General features: G+C 70.9%; 17 protein-coding genes. 10 read left to right on the forward strand and 7 right to left on the reverse strand.

The features are described 5' to 3' along the window. Positions 1-154: 154 nt before the first annotated feature. A complete protein-coding gene (locus tag Aph01nite_RS12355; RefSeq protein ID WP_204040971.1) occupies positions 155-676 on the forward strand; it encodes a GNAT family N-acetyltransferase in 522 nt (173 codons plus the stop codon). Here the strand turns inward: Aph01nite_RS12355 and Aph01nite_RS12360 are convergent. Then, entirely contained in the window at positions 673-1,773 is a 1,101-nt protein-coding gene (locus tag Aph01nite_RS12360) for a winged helix DNA-binding domain-containing protein (RefSeq protein WP_204040972.1), read from the reverse strand. The two genes, Aph01nite_RS12355 and Aph01nite_RS12360, sit on opposite strands and share 4 nt — an antisense overlap. 92 nt (positions 1,774-1,865) lie before the next feature. Between Aph01nite_RS12360 and Aph01nite_RS12365 the strand changes: the two genes are divergently transcribed. Next, positions 1,866-3,092 carry a winged helix DNA-binding domain-containing protein gene (locus Aph01nite_RS12365; protein ID WP_239161623.1) on the forward strand — a complete coding sequence of 409 codons (1,227 nt, stop codon included), beginning with the start codon at positions 1,866-1,868 and terminating at the stop codon, positions 3,090-3,092. Between the two features lie 9 nt (positions 3,093-3,101). Here the strand turns inward: Aph01nite_RS12365 and Aph01nite_RS12370 are convergent, their stop codons facing one another. Further along, complete coding sequence (locus Aph01nite_RS12370) at positions 3,102-3,851, reverse strand: ABC transporter permease (protein ID WP_204040974.1); 750 nt, start codon at positions 3,849-3,851, stop codon at positions 3,102-3,104. 21 nt (positions 3,852-3,872) lie between these two features. Beyond that, on the reverse strand, positions 3,873-4,940 hold the full coding sequence (locus Aph01nite_RS12375; protein WP_204040975.1) for an ABC transporter ATP-binding protein: 1,068 nt from the start codon (positions 4,938-4,940) through the stop codon (positions 3,873-3,875). Between the two features lie 417 nt (positions 4,941-5,357). Between Aph01nite_RS12375 and Aph01nite_RS12380 the strand changes: the two genes are divergently transcribed. Beyond that, a complete protein-coding gene (locus Aph01nite_RS12380) occupies positions 5,358-6,149 on the forward strand; it encodes an MBL fold metallo-hydrolase (RefSeq protein ID WP_204040976.1) in 792 nt (263 codons plus the stop codon). On the opposite strand, the gene Aph01nite_RS12385 is transcribed toward Aph01nite_RS12380, so the two are convergent. Then, positions 6,139-7,203 (reverse strand): TetR/AcrR family transcriptional regulator, encoded by a 1,065-nt coding sequence (locus Aph01nite_RS12385; RefSeq protein ID WP_204040977.1) that lies wholly within the window; start codon positions 7,201-7,203, stop codon positions 6,139-6,141. The two genes, Aph01nite_RS12380 and Aph01nite_RS12385, sit on opposite strands and share 11 nt — an antisense overlap. A 113-nt stretch (positions 7,204-7,316) precedes the next feature. On the opposite strand from Aph01nite_RS12385, the gene clpX reads away from it, so the two are divergent. Beyond that, positions 7,317-8,576: an ATP-dependent Clp protease ATP-binding subunit ClpX gene (clpX, locus tag Aph01nite_RS12390; RefSeq protein ID WP_275419199.1), complete on the forward strand. Its 1,260-nt coding sequence runs from the start codon at positions 7,317-7,319 to the stop codon at positions 8,574-8,576. A gap of 19 nt (positions 8,577-8,595) precedes the next feature. Further along, positions 8,596-9,843, forward strand: a complete 1,248-nt coding sequence (locus Aph01nite_RS12395; RefSeq protein ID WP_204040979.1) for an RNA polymerase sigma factor — start codon at positions 8,596-8,598, stop codon at positions 9,841-9,843. Here the strand turns inward: Aph01nite_RS12395 and Aph01nite_RS12400 are convergent. Continuing rightward, positions 9,805-10,554 carry an SDR family NAD(P)-dependent oxidoreductase gene (locus tag Aph01nite_RS12400; RefSeq protein WP_204040980.1) on the reverse strand — a complete coding sequence of 250 codons (750 nt, stop codon included), beginning with the start codon at positions 10,552-10,554 and terminating at the stop codon, positions 9,805-9,807. The two genes, Aph01nite_RS12395 and Aph01nite_RS12400, sit on opposite strands and share 39 nt — an antisense overlap. Before the next feature lie 278 nt (positions 10,555-10,832). Between Aph01nite_RS12400 and Aph01nite_RS12405 the strand changes: the two genes are divergently transcribed. After that, on the forward strand, positions 10,833-11,744 hold the full coding sequence (locus Aph01nite_RS12405; RefSeq protein ID WP_204040981.1) for a helix-turn-helix domain-containing protein: 912 nt from the start codon (positions 10,833-10,835) through the stop codon (positions 11,742-11,744). Here Aph01nite_RS12405 and Aph01nite_RS12410 read toward each other — a convergent pair. Next, positions 11,727-12,329, reverse strand: a complete 603-nt coding sequence (locus tag Aph01nite_RS12410) for a mycothiol-dependent nitroreductase Rv2466c family protein (protein WP_204041010.1) — start codon at positions 12,327-12,329, stop codon at positions 11,727-11,729. The genes Aph01nite_RS12405 and Aph01nite_RS12410 overlap by 18 nt on opposite strands. 131 nt (positions 12,330-12,460) lie before the next feature. Between Aph01nite_RS12410 and pdxR the strand changes: the two genes are divergently transcribed. The 3 genes from pdxR (at position 12,461) to Aph01nite_RS12425 (ending at position 14,834) form a co-directional block, all read left to right on the forward strand. Next, positions 12,461-13,894 (forward strand): MocR-like pyridoxine biosynthesis transcription factor PdxR, encoded by a 1,434-nt coding sequence (gene pdxR, locus Aph01nite_RS12415; protein WP_204040982.1) that lies wholly within the window; start codon positions 12,461-12,463, stop codon positions 13,892-13,894. A 140-nt stretch (positions 13,895-14,034) separates the two neighbouring features. Continuing rightward, positions 14,035-14,292 carry a hypothetical protein gene (locus Aph01nite_RS12420; protein WP_204040983.1) on the forward strand — a complete coding sequence of 86 codons (258 nt, stop codon included), beginning with the start codon at positions 14,035-14,037 and terminating at the stop codon, positions 14,290-14,292. 176 nt (positions 14,293-14,468) lie between these two features. After that, positions 14,469-14,834, forward strand: coding sequence for a VOC family protein (locus tag Aph01nite_RS12425; RefSeq protein ID WP_204040984.1), 366 nt, complete (start codon positions 14,469-14,471; stop codon positions 14,832-14,834). Between the two features lie 83 nt (positions 14,835-14,917). On the opposite strand, the gene Aph01nite_RS42125 is transcribed toward Aph01nite_RS12425, so the two are convergent. Beyond that, positions 14,918-15,523: a DUF1707 SHOCT-like domain-containing protein gene (locus Aph01nite_RS42125; protein ID WP_204040985.1), complete on the reverse strand. Its 606-nt coding sequence runs from the start codon at positions 15,521-15,523 to the stop codon at positions 14,918-14,920. Between the two features lie 109 nt (positions 15,524-15,632). Here Aph01nite_RS42125 and Aph01nite_RS12435 point away from each other — a divergent pair, with 109 nt between their 5' ends. Then, entirely contained in the window at positions 15,633-16,592 is a 960-nt protein-coding gene (locus Aph01nite_RS12435) for a tyrosine-type recombinase/integrase (protein WP_204040986.1), read from the forward strand. Positions 16,593-16,882 lie beyond the last annotated feature (290 nt).

The following is a 16,882-nucleotide window of genomic DNA, read 5'->3' on the forward strand; positions in this document are numbered from 1 at the left end:
TGCACAACACGGCTCCAGCCGAACGGTATTCCGTGAAGGCGGTAAATGCGGCCCGGGGGACACATCCACACCGGCATACGTAGTTAACCACACGGCCCGACCCCTTGTTCCCGCACGACATCCGGTCCGCGGGTGTTTCCGCGACAATGACGGCATGGATCTGTCGACTGAGCGGCTGCTTCTCCGGCGGTGGCGTGACTCCGACCGGGAGCCGTTCGCCGCGCTGAACGCCGACCCCGAGGTGATGGAGCACTTCCCCGCGACGATGACCCGCGAGCAGAGCGACCTCCTGGTGGACAGGATCGAGGCCGGTTTCGAGGCGCGCGGTTTCGGGCTGTGGGCGGTGGAGGTGGCCGCCACCGGCGAGTTCGTCGGCTTCACCGGCTTGGCGATCCCCGGTTTCCGCCCGGGCGTCGAGATCGGCTGGCGCCTGGCCCGGTCCGCCTGGGGGTACGGCTACGCCACCGAGGCGGCCCGCGCCGTCCTGGCCGAAGGCTTCCGGCTGCACGGCCTGAAGGAGATCATCTCGTTCACGGCCGTGGGCAACCTCCGCTCCCGCGCCGTGATGACCCGCATCGGCATGACGTACGACCCCGCCGACGACTTCGACCACCCGTCCGTCCCGGCCGACCACCAGGTCCGCCGCCACGTCCTCTACCGGATCTCCGCGCCCTAGTGGGGGAGCCACTGCACGTCGTGCACGGCCGTGGGATCGGTGAAGGCCAGGAGGCCGGCCCCTTCCCGCTCCACCTCGGCGCGCACGGCGGGGGAGAGCGGGGTGAAGGGTTTGACGCGCATGGTCGCCGTGCCGCGGGCGCGGGCGATCCGCCAGTGGGCGCCGGTGAAGCCGTCGATCAGGACCATGCTGGGCATGGGCCCGTGCGGGGAGAAACCCTGGCTGAAGTACTCGGCGGTGATGACGCGGCTGCGGTCGGCGTGGGACAGCAGCAGGTTGTCGAAGTCGTAGAGGAAACGCACCGGGGCAGGGGTGTCGGCGGGCGGGCGTGGCGCGTCGGGCAGGTCGTAGAGCACCCGTGACTGTTCGTCGGTGAAGACGGCCAGGCGCCCGCCTTCGCCGAGACGGGTGGCGACCTCGGACAGGCGGGTCAGCCCGCACCAGGTCTGCATGTCCCTCACCGACGCGGGCCCGAACGCGGCCAGATACCGCAGGACGAGTTCGTCCGGTGTGGCGTCGGTGGCCAGCGGGCGGCCGAGCCAGGCGTCGGTCGTGGTGTGCGCGGTCGCGCCGCTGCGGCCCCACACACCGCGCGGCGGCACCTGCACCAGCGGCAGCCACATCCGGATCGCCTGCGAGAGCGCCAGCGGATCCCGGCCCGGCCACCGCTCGGCCAGCAGCTTTCCCAGTTCGGCCGGTGTCCGTGGCGCGCTGTCCACGAGTTCCCGCCCGTCGGCGGTCAGCGCCTCCCGGTCGACGCCCTTGAGGTCCTTGCCGAACGCTCCGTTGGTGCTGCGTTCGATGACCGGCTGCACCAGAGGCCGCAACCAGACCGCGTCGCGCGCGGTCACGAAGTGGATCGTGGACCGCATGAGCGCGATCCGCACCGCCTCCCTGCCGGCCAGCAGCTTCGCCGCGTCCTCCGCCTCGAATCCGGCCAGCCGCGTCCATAAGCCGACATACCAGCTGTGCGGCGTCTGCGCCTGTAACCCGACCAGGTGCTCCAGCGCCTCGACGACGCTCATGCGCGATCGGCTCAGCAGTGACTGCCGGGCGAGCGTGGCCCGGTTGAGCTCCCGGAGCGTGAGCACGGTCATGCCGCAAACGTAACCGCCGCCACCGACATAGTCGCCAGGCGTACGGCTGCCGTTCTGTCGGTGGGTCCCCGTAGCGTGTGGGTGTGCGGGTGATGAGTGAGCGGGCGTTGAACCGGGCGCTGCTCGCCCGGCAGGGGTTGCTCGATCGGCTGCGAGGGCCGGTCGGGTCGGTGGTGGCCTCGGTCGGCGCGTTGCAGATGCAGTACTGGCCCGCCTTGCGGCCGGCGTTGTGGAGCCGCATGGCGGACTGCCCTCCGGAGGGGGCGTTCCAGGCACACGACGCGGGCGAACTGCTGACAGGGACACTGCTGCGAGGAACCATCCATACGGTCGCCGCGGGGGAGTATGCGGCTTATGCGACGGTCGCCGCCGCCTCGAAGGTGACACGGTGGCGGGCAGGGCAGGATCCGGATCCGGATCCGGGGATGGCGGAACTGACCGCCGCGTTACGGCGGCACGGCACGACCGCGCGGCCGGTGTCGGAACTCGTGGAGTTCGTCGAGTCATGGGTCGCCGCGAATCCGGACGCGGTCAGTGCGGCGGAGTTGCAGCTCCAGCGGGAGTTCAAGTGGACGGGCCTGATAATGCAGGCGCGGTTCCTGCGAGCGCCCGCCGACGGGATCTGGGGAACCCGAACCCCCGCCCTTTTCGTGGCTGCTCCACTGCCAGGCGCGGCGGGGAAGCTCGCCGAGCCGGGCAGGCTCGGCGAGGCGCGCCGGGCTGACAGTGCGGGCAGTGCTCAGGGAGCGGACCCAGGTTCTCAAGCCCGCGAGGTGGCTGAGCCGGCGGATGTCCAGGCGGCGCTGGAGCAGGTGATCGGGTGTCATCTGCGGGCGTTCGGGCCGGCCGCCGCCGAGGATGTGGCCAGCTGGATCGCCTGGAACCTCACCCCGGTGCGTGCGGCCCTCGAAAGAATGCCCGGACTGGTCAGATTCACTGATGAGTCCGGGCGGATTCTCTACGATCTGCCCGGCTCTCCGCGTCCCGATCCGGCCACTCCCGCCCCTGTCCGGCTGCTGCCCTGGTTCGACAGCACCCTCCTGGCGTACGCCCCCAAGCGGCGGACCCGCATCCTCCCCGAGCCCTACCGCAACGTCGTTTACGTCAAGGCCAACGCCCAGCTGAAGCCGACCTTCCTGGTCGACGGAATGGTCGCGGGGATGTGGTCGGTCAAGGTGGCGCGGGGAGCGGCCACGCTGAGCCTGATGCCGTTCCAGCCGCTCTCCGCCTCGGTCAGGAAGGAACTCCTCGCCGAGGCGGAAGGCCTGCTGACCTTCAGCCGGCCCGACGCGCGTTCCCATCACGTCGAGCTGGCGTGAGATCGAGGGTCAGACGCCTCGGCGCATCGAGCGGGTGCCGAGGGTCAGGCCGAGGGCGGCCACGGCGACGGCGGCGAGCAGGCCGTACAGGAGGGAGATGTCGGTGAAGCCGCCGGAGAACAGGGCGCGTTCGGCGTTGACGATGTAGGTGACGGGGTTGAGGGCGGCGGCGGTCTGGAGCCAGGCGGGGCCGTACTCGACGGGGAGCAGCACGCCCGACAGCAGCAGGAGCGGGAACATGATCAGCTGGGTGACGCCGTAGAAGAGTTCGCCGCCGGGCGCGGAGGCGATGGCCAGGACGAAGGAGAGCGCGCCGAGGCCGACGCCGAAGACGATCAGAAGGGCCAGTCCGGCGAACACGCCGACCGGGTTGGCGGAGAAGCCCAGCGGGATGGACAGGCCGATGATCAGCGCGGACTGGGCGAGCAGGACGACGAACTCCTTGAGGGTGCGGCCGACCAGCATGGCCGTGCGGCTGATCGGGGTGACCAGCATGCGCTCCATGGAGCCGCCGATCAGCTCGACCAGGAGCATGTATCCGGCCATCATCGGCCCGGACAGGCACATCATGATCAGAATTCCGGGCACGAACCACTGCCAGGGCGCGTCGTTCATGCTGGTGGTGCCCGAGAGCAGCGGCCCGAACAGGAAGAGGAACAGCAGGGGCTGCATCATCGTGAAGAGCAGCCCGAGCGGATCTCGGAGGGTCGGCGCGATCTCACGCTCGAATACGGTCACCGTGTCACGGACGAATGCCATGGTTCATCCCTTCGGGGACGTCTAGACCGAGGCCGGGGCGGCGTCGGCGGGTTCGGATTCGGATTCGGATTCGCGAAGAGTGCGACCGGTGAGGGCGAGGAAGACGTCGTCCAGGGTGGGGCGGGAGGTTTCGGCCGCGACGACCTTCACCCCGGCCGCGTCGAGGGCGCGCAGGTACTCGGGGAGGGCGGTGCCGGCGTGCGGCACCCGCAACTGCAGGATCGCGCCTGAAACCGCTGTTGAGACGGGAGCGGAAGCACCGGATTCCACGATCTCGCCCGCGGCGGTCACGGAGACGGCCGGGGCGGAGATGGCGGGCGGGATGGTGGTCAGGCGTTCGGCTATGGCCGCGGCTTGGGGGGCGTCGGAGTCGGTGGAGAGGGTGACGGTGACGCGGTCGCCGGCCAGGTCGCTTTTGAGCTGGGTGGCGGTGCCGTCCGCGATGATGCGGCCGTGGTCGATGATGATCACGCGTTCGGCCATGCTGTCGGCCTCTTCGAGGTAGTGCGTGGTGAGGAAGAGGGTCGTGCCGTAGTCGGCGCGCAGGCGCAGGATGTGTTCCCAGATGTTGGCGCGGCTCTGCGGGTCCAGGCCGGTGGAGGGCTCGTCGAGGAAGAGCAGGGCGGGCCGGTGCACCAGGCCGAGCGCGATGTCCAGACGCCGGCGCTGCCCGCCGGACAGGGTGCCGGGCCGGCGCAGGGCCAGGGGTTCCAGGTCGAGTTGCGTGAGGACCTCGTCGGCGCGTACGCGGGCGTCGGCGCGGCTGAGCCCGTAGCAGCGCCCCTGGCTGACCAGCTCGTCGCGGACCCGGAAGTTCTCGCCCGCGCCGTTCTTCTGCCCGATGTATCCGATTCGCGCCCGTACGGCCGAGGGTTCTTTCACGACGTCGTGCCCGGCCACGATCGCGGTCCCGGAGGTCGGCGGGAGCAGCGAGGTGAGCATGCGCAGGCTGGTGGACTTGCCCGCGCCGTTCGGGCCGAGGAACGCCACCAGTTGCCCGGCTTCGACGTCGAGGTCGAGACCGCGTACGGCGTGGACGGGGCCTCCCTTCATTTTGAAGCTGCGAGTCAGTCCGCGGGCATGGATCATCGCCCCTCCTCGGGGTGGTGATTATGGGCATGGCGAAGAAAGCCCTGGTCGGGGCCTGTTTGGTGGAAGTTCAACCATCTTGACTAGGCGAACCCGCTTTGGCAAACGTGTAACATACATTCACGTTTTGCCTGACCTGCGGAAACGTGCCCCCGTCGATCCGGGCGCGATCGGCGACGTGAAGAAATATCTGGCCGCTGGCCTGCGCATTCACCGGAATCGCGAAATTTCCTGAGGTTTCTCTCCCGGCCGCCCCCCGAACGACTGTCGAGCACCGCTCCCCAGCGGCCCGGCCGTCCATACCGAGGTGGTAAATCGCGGTATATGCCCGTGTCTGGGCCCTCGGGCGAACGAGCAAGTACCGTCGGCTGAAGGGCGCCCTTACACCGCCCGTACCAGCCTCTTCGGGAGCCGCGCATGAGCGACGTCCACATCACCCACATCGGCGGCCCGACGGCCCTGATCGAAGTAGGCGAGTGGCGGTTGCTGACGGATCCGACTTTCGACCCGCCCGGCCGGCGGTACTCCTTCGGCCTGGGCACGAGTTCCCACAAGACGGCCGGCCCGGCGATGGCCGCGTCGAGCCTGCCGCCCATCGACGCGGTCCTGCTCACCCACGACCACCACGGCGACAACCTCGACGACAGCGGTCGCGGCCTGCTGCCCTCCGCCAAGGTCGTGATCACGACGGTGGCGGGCGCGCGGCGGCTCGGCGGTCGTACGCGCGGCCTGAAACCGTGGGCGGCGACGAAGCTGGAGGCCCCGGGCCAGCCCACCCTGGAGATCACCGCCACGCCCGCCCGGCACGGCCCGCCGCTCAGCCGCGCGCTCACCGGCGACGTGATCGGCTTCGCCCTGACCTGGAAGGGCCAGCGGCACGGCGCCCTGTGGATCTCCGGCGACACCGTCCTCTACGAAGGGGTGCGGCGCGTCGCCGACCGCATCCAGATCGGAACCGCCCTGCTGCACCTGGGCGGCGTGCGCTTCCCGATCACCGGCCCGATCCGGTACACGATGACCGCCCGCGACGCCGTGGAACTCTGCCGCGTACTCCGCCCGCAGACGGCGATCCCCATCCACTACGAGGGCTGGCACCACTTCCAGCAGGGCCGCCACACCATGGAACGCGAGTTCGCCCGCGCCCCCGAGGACATCCGCAGCCGCATCCACTGGCTCCCCGTCGGCGTCACCACCGTCCTTACCGCGTGACCTCGCGCACGTCCTGCGCCCCGGCGGACGCGGCCACGTGACAGGCCCCCCGCCCCTCGGCGCGCAGCACCACGCGCCCACCCCGGATCCGCAGCGCCACCTCGGTGTCGTCACCGGCGGCCACTCCGGCGACGGCGGCCAGCCCGCCCCCGTCCACCACGACCCGCACCTGCGGCCAGGCCGCCACCGGGAACGCCTCCCGCAGGCAGCCGGTCAGCTCCGCGACCACCAGCCGCGCCAGCGGCGCCAGCTCGTCCGGGTCGCTCGTCACGAGGATCGCGGTGACCGCCGACCCGGCCCGTACCGCCTCCTCGGCCGCTTCCAGCCGGTTCAGCCCCAGCACCGCGACCACCCCGTCGCCGTCCAGCCGCGTCTGCTCCCCGCGCACCAGATCATGCCCGTACGGCTCCGCCCATCCCTCGTCCACCGCCCGCACCCGGGGGATCCACGGCAGCACCGGCCACCAGTCCCCGAGATCCAGCCCGGCCAGCCGTTCGCAGACGCTGACCACGCCGAACGGCTCCACGAACCCGGGCGCCGCCGCCGACAGCTGGCGGGCGCCGTGCAGCGCCGCCAGCACCGACTCGGCCACCTTGACCCGCCGCCCCGGGAACCCCTCCAGCCGTTCGAGGGCCAGCCCGAGCAGCACGGCGTCGAGCTTCAGCAACTGCGCGTACGGCCGGCGGATGCGCTCCTCGGCCAGGATCTCGGGGTGCAGGTCGCGGGTGAGGCGGGCCGACTCGGGCTCGCCGGTGAGCGGCAGGCGGGCCAGCCAGGCGCGGGCCAGGGCGCCGAGCGCCTCCCGCGCGTCACCGGCGGCTTGCGGGCCCGCGGGCGGGGCGGCGTGCTCGGCGAGGTCGGCCAGGACGGCGAAGTAGAGGGCACGCTTGCCGGGGAAGTTGGAGTAGACCGCGCCGCGGGTGAACCCGGCCCGGTCGGCGATGGTGTCGATTCTGGCGCCGCGGAAGCCGTGCGCGGCGAACTCCTGGCGGGCTGCGGCGAGCACTCTGGCCCGGTTGCGTGCCTGAAGTTGCGCCCGGCTGAGCCGACCCAATAGTCCTCCTCGCCGGACTTGCCGGTTTTCTAGCCGTATTCTGGCCGCGTTGCCGTACCCTTCTAACCAAGATACCGTCACCATCTGGATGATGGGATCATTTGAGGAGACGCGTGGCTCGCATGGGTGATGGCGCCGACTTGCTGAAGTGCACGTTCTGCGGGAAGAGCCAGAAGCAGGTCAAGAAGCTCATCGCGGGGCCTGGCCGGATCTGCATCTGCGACGAGTGCGTGGAGCTGTGCAACGAGCTCATCGAGGAGGAGCGGCAGGAGACGTCCGGGCAGGAGCGCCCGGATCTGCCCAAGCCGCGCGAGATCTTCGACTTCCTGGCGCAGTACGTGATCGGCCAGGAGCGGGCGAAGATGGCCCTCTCGGTGGCCGTGTACAACCACTACAAGCGGGTCAGGGCCGGGAAGGCCGGCGACGAGGTCGAGCTGGGCAAGTCCAACATCCTGCTCATCGGGCCGACCGGCAGCGGCAAGACGTACCTGGCGCAGACGCTGGCGCGGATGCTGAACGTGCCGTTCGCGATCGCGGACGCCACCGCGCTGACCGAGGCCGGCTACGTCGGCGAGGACGTGGAGAACATCCTGCTGCGCCTCCTGCAGGCCGCCGACTTCGACGTGAAGCGCGCCGAGACCGGGATCGTCTACATCGACGAGATCGACAAGATCGCGCGAAAGAGCGAGAACCCGTCGATCACGCGGGACGTGTCCGGCGAGGGTGTGCAGCAGGCGCTGCTGAAGATGCTGGAGGGCACGACGGCCAGCGTGCCGCCGCAGGGCGGGCGCAAGCACCCGCACCAGGAGTTCATCCAGATCGACACGGCCAACGTGCTGTTCATCGTGGGCGGCGCGTTCGCCGGCCTGGAGAAGGTCATCGAGCAGCGCGTCGGCCGCAAGGGCGCCGGGTTCGGGGCCACGCTGCGCTCCCGGGAGAAGAAGGACGGCCTGGCCGGCGTCATGCCGCAGGACCTGGTCAAGTTCGGGCTGATCCCGGAGTTCGTCGGGCGGCTCCCGGTCGTCTCCACCTTCGAGCCGCTGGACCGCGCCGCCCTGGCCCGCATCCTCACCGAGCCGCGCAACGCGCTCATCAAGCAGTACAAGCGGCTGTTCGAGATGGACGGCGTGGAGCTGGAGTTCGCCCCCGACGCGGTCGAGGCCATCGCCGAGCAGGCCCTGCTGCGCCGCACCGGCGCCCGCGCCACCCGCGCCATCCTGGAAGAGGTCCTGCTCAACGTCATGTACGAGGTGCCCAGCCGGGACGACGTCGCCCGCGTGGTGGTCACCCGCGACACCGTGCTGGACAACGTCAACCCCACCCTGATCCCGCGCGACCGCCGCGCCTCCGGCCACCAGGAGAAGTCGGCCTGACGCTTCCCCTACGATCGGGGTGGTGACGCGGGACCCCGGCCTCGACGACCTGCTGCGCGGGCTCGCGCCGCAGGTCCTGGGCCTGCTCGTCCGCCGGTACGGCCAGTTCGACGCCTGCGAGGACGCCGTCCAGGAGGCGATGCTGGCGGCGGCCGTGCAGTGGCCGGAGGAGGGCGTGCCGGACAGCCCGAGGGCGTGGCTGGTCACCGTCGCGGGACGCCGCCTGACCGACCAGTGGCGGAGCGAGTCGGCGCGCACCCGCCGGGAGGCCGCGCTCGCGGCGATGGCGCCCGTGGACACCGAGCCCTCCGGCCAGGACGACACGCTGACGCTGCTGTTCCTGTGCTGCCATCCCGCGCTGTCGGCGCCGTCGCAGGTGGCGCTCACCCTGCGCGCCGTCGGCGGGCTGACCACGGCGCAGATCGCGCACGCCTTCCTGGTGCCCGAGGCGACGATGGCGCAGCGCATCACCCGGGCCAAACAGCGCGTCAAGGCCACCGGGAGCGAGTTCCGGCTGCCGCCCGAGGGGGAGCGCGCGGAACGCCTGCGGGTGGTGCTGCACGTCCTCTACCTGATCTTCAACGAGGGCTACACGGCCACCTCCGGGCCCGACCTGGCCACGCCCGAGCTGACCGGGGAGGCGATCCGGCTGACCCGGGCGGTGCACCGGCTCCTGCCGGAGGACGGCGAGGTGGCCGGGCTGCTGGTGCTCATGCTGCTCACCGACGCCCGCCGGGCCGCCCGTACCACCGCCGACGGAGGGCTGGTCCCGCTGGCCGAGCAGGACCGCTCCCGGTGGGACCGGCCCGCCATCGAGGCCGCGTCCGGCCTGCTCACCGCCACGCTGAGCCGGTCGCCGCTCGGGCCGTACCAGCTGCAGGCGGCGGTGGCGGCCGTGCACGCGGAGGCGGCGCGGGCGGAGGACACCGACTGGCCGCAGATCCTCGGCCTGTACGAGCTGCTCGCCCGCCTCTCACCCGGCCCGATGGTGACCCTCAACCAGGCGGTCGCCGTCGCCATGGTGCACGGCCCGGCCGCCGGCCTCGACCTGCTGGCCACCCTGGACGGGGACGGCCGGGTCAACCGGCACCACCGGCTGGCGGCCGTGCGCGCGCACCTGCTGGAGATGGCCGGGGACCTGCCCGCCGCCCGCGACCGCTACCGGGAGGCCGCCCGGCGCACCACCAGCCTGCCCGAGCGCCACTACCTGGAGTCCCGGGCCGCCCGGCTAGCCGGGGATCGCGCCGCAGGAGATGTTGATCGCTGACGCGGTGATCGACCTGGCGCGGTCGGAGGCGGCGAAGGCGGCCACGTGGCCGACGTCGGCGAGGGTGGCGGCCCGTCCGAGCAGGGTCTGGCCGACGATGTCGGCCACGATCTCCTGGCCGCCGGGGAATCCTTCGGGGATCGTCTCGGTGATGCCGCCGGTCTGCAGGGTGATCACGCGGACGCCGTACGGGCCGAGTTCGGCGGCCAGGGCGTTGCGGAGGGACTCCAGCGCGCCGAAGGCGACCTGGAGGCCGCCCAGGTTGGGCATGGGCGGGCCGTACCCGCCGAAGACGAGGATCACGCCGGAGCCCTGTTTGGCCATGTGGCGGCCCGCGGCGCGCGCGGTCAGGAACGTGGTGCGGATCGCGGTGACCACGGGGCGTTCGAAGTCGGCCAGGGACATCTCGGTCAGCGGGGCGCCCTGCACGTCGCCGTGCGAGATCAGGTTGAAGCTGACGTCGACGCTGCCGGCCTCGGCGGCCACCAGGTCCAGATGTTCGCCGATCGCCCGCTCGTCCAGGGCGTCCACGCGGGCCGTCTCCACCGAGCCGCCCACCGAACGGATCTCGCCGGCGACGGTCTCGACCGCGTCGAGCGATCGCCCGGTCAGGTAGACTCTGGCGCCCTCCGCCGCGAACGCCCTGGCCACCGCGCCGCCGATCGCGCCGCCGCCTCCGTAGATCACCGCGTTCTTCCCGGCCAGCAGCATGACCCCTCCTCCTGAGTGATCGAGTGATGTGGTGCCCCCACCCTTACCCCGCCGTGACCCGTTGATGAAAGGGCCAGGCCGATTCTGGATACATGGGGACCGATGGGCATGAGCTGCGGGATTGCCTGCGGGCGGTGAACGAGGAGCTCACCGCGCGGCTGGGGGAGGACGTGGAGCGCGGGTGGCGGCTGAAGTTGCAGACCGCGCAGGAGGTGATCGAAACTATCGGCGGAGAAAAGGCTTGAGTCTCCAGTAGGTGGAAGGTCGAGGCTGGGGTCGTGAGCGAACGTACCGAGCTGTTCACCATCGGGCAGCTCGCTCGGAGCACCGGTCTTCCGGTGCGCACCATCCGGTTCTGGTCCGACCAGGGCGTGCTGCCGGAGACGCGGCGTTCGACCGGCGGATACCGGTTGTACGACGTGGCCGCGGTGGCCCGGCTGGAGCTGGTGCGCACCCTGCGCGAGCTGGGGCTGGACCTGGACACCGTGTGCCGGGTGGTGCGGCGGCCGGAGAGCGTGGCGGAGATCGCCGGCGCGCACGCCGACGCGCTGGACGCGGAGATCAGGGCCCTGCGGCTGAAGCGGGCGGTGCTGCGGTCGATCGCTCGGCGGGGAAGCGACGCAGAGGAGATGAGACTCATGCACCGGATGGCCCGGTTGTCCGCGCGGGAGCGGCAGAACCTGATCGACGATTTCGTGGACCACACCTTCGCGGGCCTGGATCCGGCCGCGCCCGGGGCGGGGATCGCGGACGCGATGCGCCGCATGCCGGCCGAACTGCCGGACGAGCCGACCGACGAGCAGGTGGACGCCTGGGTGGAACTGGCCGAACTGGTCGCCGACGAGGCGTTCCGGCGGCGGGTGCGGGAGATGGCCGAGGCCGGGGCGCGCGGCGGCGACGCCGGGCCGGCCCTGGACTCTGACGCGATCCTGCGGCACGCGGGCGCGGCGGCCGATTCGGGCGTCGATCCCGCGTCGCCGGAGGGGCAGGCCGTGGTGGATCTGGTCGTCGGTACGGAGCGCGCCGGCCGGGGGGTGCTGGCCGATCAGCTGGCGACGTTCACCGACGCGCGGGTCGAGCGGTACTGGCTGTTGATGGGGGTGCTCAACGGCCTGCCGCCGTTCACACCGGCGGTGGCCGCGTACGAGTGGCTGATCGCGGCGCTGCGGGCCTCACCCGAACTCGGGTGACCGCGTACGGGAGCGCTTGAGCTCGAAGAAGCCGTCCGTGCCCGCCACGAGCAGGACGCCGTCCCAGAGGCGTCCGGCGGCCTCGCCGCGCGGGATCGGGGTGACGACCGGGCCGAAGAAGGCGATGAGCTCCCCGTCGGAGCCGGGGATGTGGATCACCGGGGTGCCGACCTCGTAGCCGACCGGCTCCATGCCGGTGTGGTGGCTGGCCCGCAGCCGCTCGTCGAAGGCGTCGCTGCCGGCGGCGTCGGCGAGATCCTCGGAGAGGCCGAGTTCGGCGAGCACGTCCCGGAACAGGTCCGGGCCGACGGGGGTCTTGTCGTGGTGGATGCGGGTGCCGAAGGCGGTGTAGAGATCGCGCAGGATCTCGGGGCCGTACTTCTCCTCGGCGGCGACGGCGATGCGGACGGGGCCCCAGGCCGTGGTCATGAAGTCCCGGTACCGCTCGGGGAGCTCGTCGCGGCCCTCGTTGAGCACGGACAGGCTCATGACGTGGAAGTTGATCCGCACGTCGCGGACCCGCTCGACCTCCAGCAGCCAGCGTGAGGTGATCCACGCCCACGGACAAACCGGATCAAACCACATGTCTGCGGTCGTTGTCACAATATTTGCTCCTATTCATGGCGAAAAGGTGTTATTGATCAACCCTAGAGGAGACATTGGCTGAGTGTAAGGTCCAATATCGGGGGATCTGATTGGGCCAATGGAGGTGGCGGGTGGACATCGACGTCGAGCTCGGCGGGCGTGGGGACCTGGCGGCCGGGATCTACCGGTTCCTGCTGGACGCGATCCTGGACGGGCGGCTGCGGCCGGGGGAGCGGCTGCCGCCCACCCGCGAGATGGCCGGACGCCTGGGGGTGTCGCGGAACACCGTCACCGGCGCGTACGACCGGCTCACCGCCGAGGGGTTCCTGGTCGGCAGGACCGGCGCGGGCACGTACGTGTGCCCGCGGCACCTCATCCACGAGCGTCCCCGGGCCGCGCCCGCCGGGCGGGGGCTCCGGCCGAGGGCGCTGTGGGAGACGCTGGCCGCCCAGGCCGTACCCATGCGGACTCCCGGAGACGTCCCCCTGTACGACTTCCGGTTCGGCAGCCCCGACCCCGAGCTGTTCCCGCTGGAGCCCTGGCGGCGGATGGTCACCCGCGAGCTGCGCCGGGCCAACGTGCGCGTGCCCGGGTACGCCGATCCCGCAGGGCATCCGGGGCTGCGGTCCGCGATCGCCCGTCATGTGGGTGTCTCCCGGGCCGTACGCGCCGGGGACGACGACGTCCTGATCACCAACGGCGCCCAGCAGGCCCTGGACCTCATCGGCCGCGTCCTCGTCGAGCCCGGCGACGTGGTCGCCGTCGAGGACCCCGGCTACCCGCCCGCCCGGGAACTCTTCAGCTCCCTCGGCGCCCGCGTCGCCGGCGTGCCCGTCGACCACGACGGCCTGGACGTCTCCGCGCTTCCCGCCGGCGCCCGCCTGGTCTACGTCACGCCCTCCCACCAGTTCCCGCTCGGCACGCCGATGTCCCTGCCCCGCCGCGCCGCCCTCCTGGCCTGGGCCGAACGCCACGACGCCGTCATCGTCGAGGACGACTACGACAGCGACTACCGCTTCGAGTGCCGCCCGCTGGAACCCCTCCAGAGCATCGACGCCTCCGGCCGCGTCATCTACATCGGCACCTTCTCCAAGGCCCTGCTGCCCATGCTCCGCCTCGGCTACCTGATCGCCCCCGCCTCGCTGCAGCCCGCCCTGCGCACCGCCAAACAGCTCACCGACTGGCACGGCGACCAGACCTCCCAGGCCGCCCTCGCCGCCTTCATCGACGAAGGCCTGCTCTCCCGCCACCTCCGCAAAGCCACCCAGGAGTACGCGACCCGCCGCGAAACCCTCCTCGCCGCCCTCCACACCCACTTCGCCGGCACCCTCGACGTCATCCCCTCCTGCGCCGGCCTCCACGTGAGCGCCCGCCTCACCCCCGGCACCCCCCTCGACCTCGAAGCCGCCCTCACCCGCGCCCACACCGCCGGCCTTGCCCTCGACCCCCTCACCCGCTTCTACGCCACCCACCCCCAGCCCGGCCTCATCCTCGGCTACGGCCTGATCCACCCCGACCGCATAGAAAAAGGCATATCCCTACTCGCGGATACTTTCCGCCAATGAGAATCTCCGGGAAGTCCCAATGAAGTTCGCCGCCCTGCTGGCTAATTCTCCACCGCACTCCAGGGCTGTAGAGCGCCTATGCACTTTGATTGATCAAAACTAACTGAAATCAATCGCATGGCTTCGGTAATCTCCGCGACATGGCTGCGAATTCGTTCCTCTATCAGCACCCTTACGCGCAGAAGCTCCTGGCGGAGGGCCGGGCAGAGGGGAAGGCGGAGGGCAAAACGGAGGGGAAGGCGGCGACGCTGTTGCTGATGCTGGACGGGAGGTGTATCGCGCTGTCCGATGATGATCGCGCGCGTATCGAGTCCTGTACCGATGAAGCCACGCTCGATTCCTGGATCAAACGAGCGCTTGACTTCAACGTGAGTTCCATTGAAGAGGTCATCGGGTGACCGGACACGCCGCTCTGGGGCGTGTATCGAAAGCGCCTGTCACAGCCACCCGTTGCTCTGGGGCAGGGATAAACCGCTACTTCGGCGATGGATGTGGCGAGTACGGTGTGGCTGTGGGCCGGTGATCGCGTGCGGCGGCGGCTCACGGAGACAGACGTGCGGACGCGAAGGAGCGGATGGTGCCAGGCGCTGTACTGCGAGGGGTGACTCTGGACTGTGCCGACCCGCGGACGCTGGCCGGCTTCTACGGTGCGCTGACCGGGATGCGCGAACTCTTCGGTACGGACGAGTTCGTCGCTCTGACGGACGACTCCGGCTGTGATCTGGGGTTCCAGCGGGTTGACGGATACCGGGCTCCGCAGTGGCCGGGTCAGGACGTGCCACAACAGTTCCACCTGGATTTCCGCGCTGACGACCTCGATGCGATGGAAGAGCTGGCCCTGGAACTCGGCGCGGCCAAACCGGACCATCAGCCCGGCGACGGACGCTGGCGGGTACTCCTGGATCCCGCTGGCCACCCCTTCTGCCTGACGTCTTTCTGACATCACCGGCGTGACAGGTATCCCCCGTCAGCCGCCGTAGCGCTCAGGTCCGGTGTGGGGTCAGACAGGCGGTCGTGCGCTGGTCAGCTGTTCAGGGACTTTTGGTTGCGGCGTTGGGATCGGCGTTCCCAGCTGTTGGGGTGGCGGATGACCACGCCGGCGGCGCCGCCGGTGCCGGTGAGGCGGATCAGGGGGGTTCGGGGGAGGCGGTCGGAGGTGGTCTTGTCGCGGAAGCCGCCGAGGCCGGGGTCCATGTCGGCGGTCGCGGCCACCCAGCCGTCGGGGATGACGATGGTGACGCCGCCCATCTGGCCGTGGACCTCGATGGCGACCTCGGGCAGGCGGCACTCGGTCTGGGTGAAGTCGAGTTTGGCGCTGCCCATGCCGCCGTACACGGTGATCTGGGCGGGGACCTGCCAGCGGCCGGAGCGGGTCGCGCCGTTCATGCCGCCCTTGATGACGAGAGGGCCGCGGTTCACGGGAGCCTCGGGGGGCAGGTCGGCGGTGAGGGGGGCCAGGTCGGCGTAGGTCTTGGCGTTCAGGGCCAGGTCCAGGCGCACGTCCAGCTCGCTGAGGTCGATCCGGCCTTCGGCCGCCGCCGTGCTCAGCCGCTCCACCACGGCTTCGCGCTCCTCGTGCGAGACGCGTAACTGATCACGGGAGACAGGTTCCGGAAGCCCAGCGGTCATATCCCGATGGTACGGAGTTTCGGTCACCCGTGCGTCCACGCAATACGGCAGATCTCGCGACAGCCCCGCCATTCCCGGCGACGTGGAGGATGATCAGTAGAATGCCAGGGTGATTCCTGAGCGTGTCATCGACGGGACGGTCGCGAACCTCGGTGATCTGCCGTCGCAGCTGGACCGGCTCAAGAAGGCGTGGCTGGTGTCGTTCGCCTCGCCGCACACCCGCGCCGCGTACGGCACCGATCTCGACCAGTGGTTCACCTTCTGCGCCGTACACGAGCTCAATCCGCTCCAGGTCGCCCGGGTGCACGGGGACGCCTTCGCCCGATGGCTGGACGCGGGCCCGGCCCCGACCGCTCCGCGCACGCTCGCCAGGAAACTCTCCGCGATCTCCAGCTGGTATGGCTACGCCACCGAGGAAGGCGTCATCCCCGCCAACCCGTTCGCCAAGGTCCGCCGCCCCAAGGTGGAACGCTTCCAGTCGGAGACGGCGGGGCTCACCGAGGAGGAGGCCCGCGCCATGGTCGCCGCCGCCGACGCGGCCCCCGGCCCGACCGGCCCGCGCACGGCCGCGTTCATCCGGCTCATGATCGAGCTGGGGCCGCGCGTCTCCGAGGCGCTGGCCGCCACCATCGGCGATCTCGGCCACCAGCGCGGCCACCGCACCCTGCGCATCGTCGGCAAGGGCCAGAAGATCCGGGTACGCAACCTGCCGCCCGCCACCGCGGCCGCCGTCGACGCCTATCTGGAGTCCCGCGCCGCCGCCGCAGGAATCCCCGTCGCCCAGCTCACCGGGCCGCTCTTCGCGACCGCCTCCGGGCGCCCCCTCGACCGTACCGACGCCTACCGCCTGGTGATCCGGGTCGCCAAGGCCGCCGGTCTCGAGGCCAAGATCACGCCGCACTCGCTCCGCCACACCTTCGCGACCGTGGCCAGCGACCGCGGCGCCTCGGTCAAGCAACTCCAGCAGGCCCTCGGCCACGCCAGCTCCGCCACCACCGACATCTACATCCACACCCGCGACCAGCTCGAACGCGACCCCTCCCAGATCGTCGCCGCCGTCATCGGCTGACCCCCGACCAGGGTGTCGGTCATCGCCGCATCCTTCGCCCGATGATCAAAGAAAGAGGTCCACATCAGGGCGAATCCCGTGCCGGAGTGGACCTGTGCGGCGGCCCCGGAGGACGGTTGCATTACCGGTGGGAGAACACTGGGCGCGGTGCTCCGGGGACGGTCTGGGGTGCCGCGCCAACCTCAGCCGGATGCGGTGAACGCCGCTGCCGCTCGTCCTTGGCGGCGTGCGGCGTGCTGCGGCGAGTCCCGGCGAATCCGTAGCCGGTGATACGGCGACCGGGTACGGGT

Source organism: Acrocarpospora phusangensis (genome assembly GCF_016862995.1).
In the GTDB taxonomy this organism is placed as follows: Bacteria; Actinomycetota; Actinomycetes; order Streptosporangiales; family Streptosporangiaceae; genus Acrocarpospora; species Acrocarpospora phusangensis.

Coding starts and splice junctions, on each gene's coding strand:
- Aph01nite_RS12425 (WP_204040984.1), top strand. CDS start 14,469: ATGGTGCCAGGCGCTGTACTGCGAGGGGTGACTCTGGACTGTGCCGAC.
- Aph01nite_RS12420 (WP_204040983.1), top strand. CDS start 14,035: ATGGCTGCGAATTCGTTCCTCTATCAGCACCCTTACGCGCAGAAGCTC.
- Aph01nite_RS12360 (WP_204040972.1), bottom strand. CDS start 1,773: ATGACCGTGCTCACGCTCCGGGAGCTCAACCGGGCCACGCTCGCCCGG.
- Aph01nite_RS12355 (WP_204040971.1), top strand. CDS start 155: ATGGATCTGTCGACTGAGCGGCTGCTTCTCCGGCGGTGGCGTGACTCC.
- Aph01nite_RS12375 (WP_204040975.1), bottom strand. CDS start 4,940: ATGATCCATGCCCGCGGACTGACTCGCAGCTTCAAAATGAAGGGAGGC.
- Aph01nite_RS12380 (WP_204040976.1), top strand. CDS start 5,358: ATGAGCGACGTCCACATCACCCACATCGGCGGCCCGACGGCCCTGATC.
- Aph01nite_RS12410 (WP_204041010.1), bottom strand. CDS start 12,329: ATGTGGTTTGATCCGGTTTGTCCGTGGGCGTGGATCACCTCACGCTGG.
- Aph01nite_RS12400 (WP_204040980.1), bottom strand. CDS start 10,554: ATGCTGCTGGCCGGGAAGAACGCGGTGATCTACGGAGGCGGCGGCGCG.
- Aph01nite_RS12370 (WP_204040974.1), bottom strand. CDS start 3,851: ATGGCATTCGTCCGTGACACGGTGACCGTATTCGAGCGTGAGATCGCG.
- Aph01nite_RS42125 (WP_204040985.1), bottom strand. CDS start 15,523: ATGACCGCTGGGCTTCCGGAACCTGTCTCCCGTGATCAGTTACGCGTC.
- Aph01nite_RS12365 (WP_239161623.1), top strand. CDS start 1,866: ATGAGTGAGCGGGCGTTGAACCGGGCGCTGCTCGCCCGGCAGGGGTTG.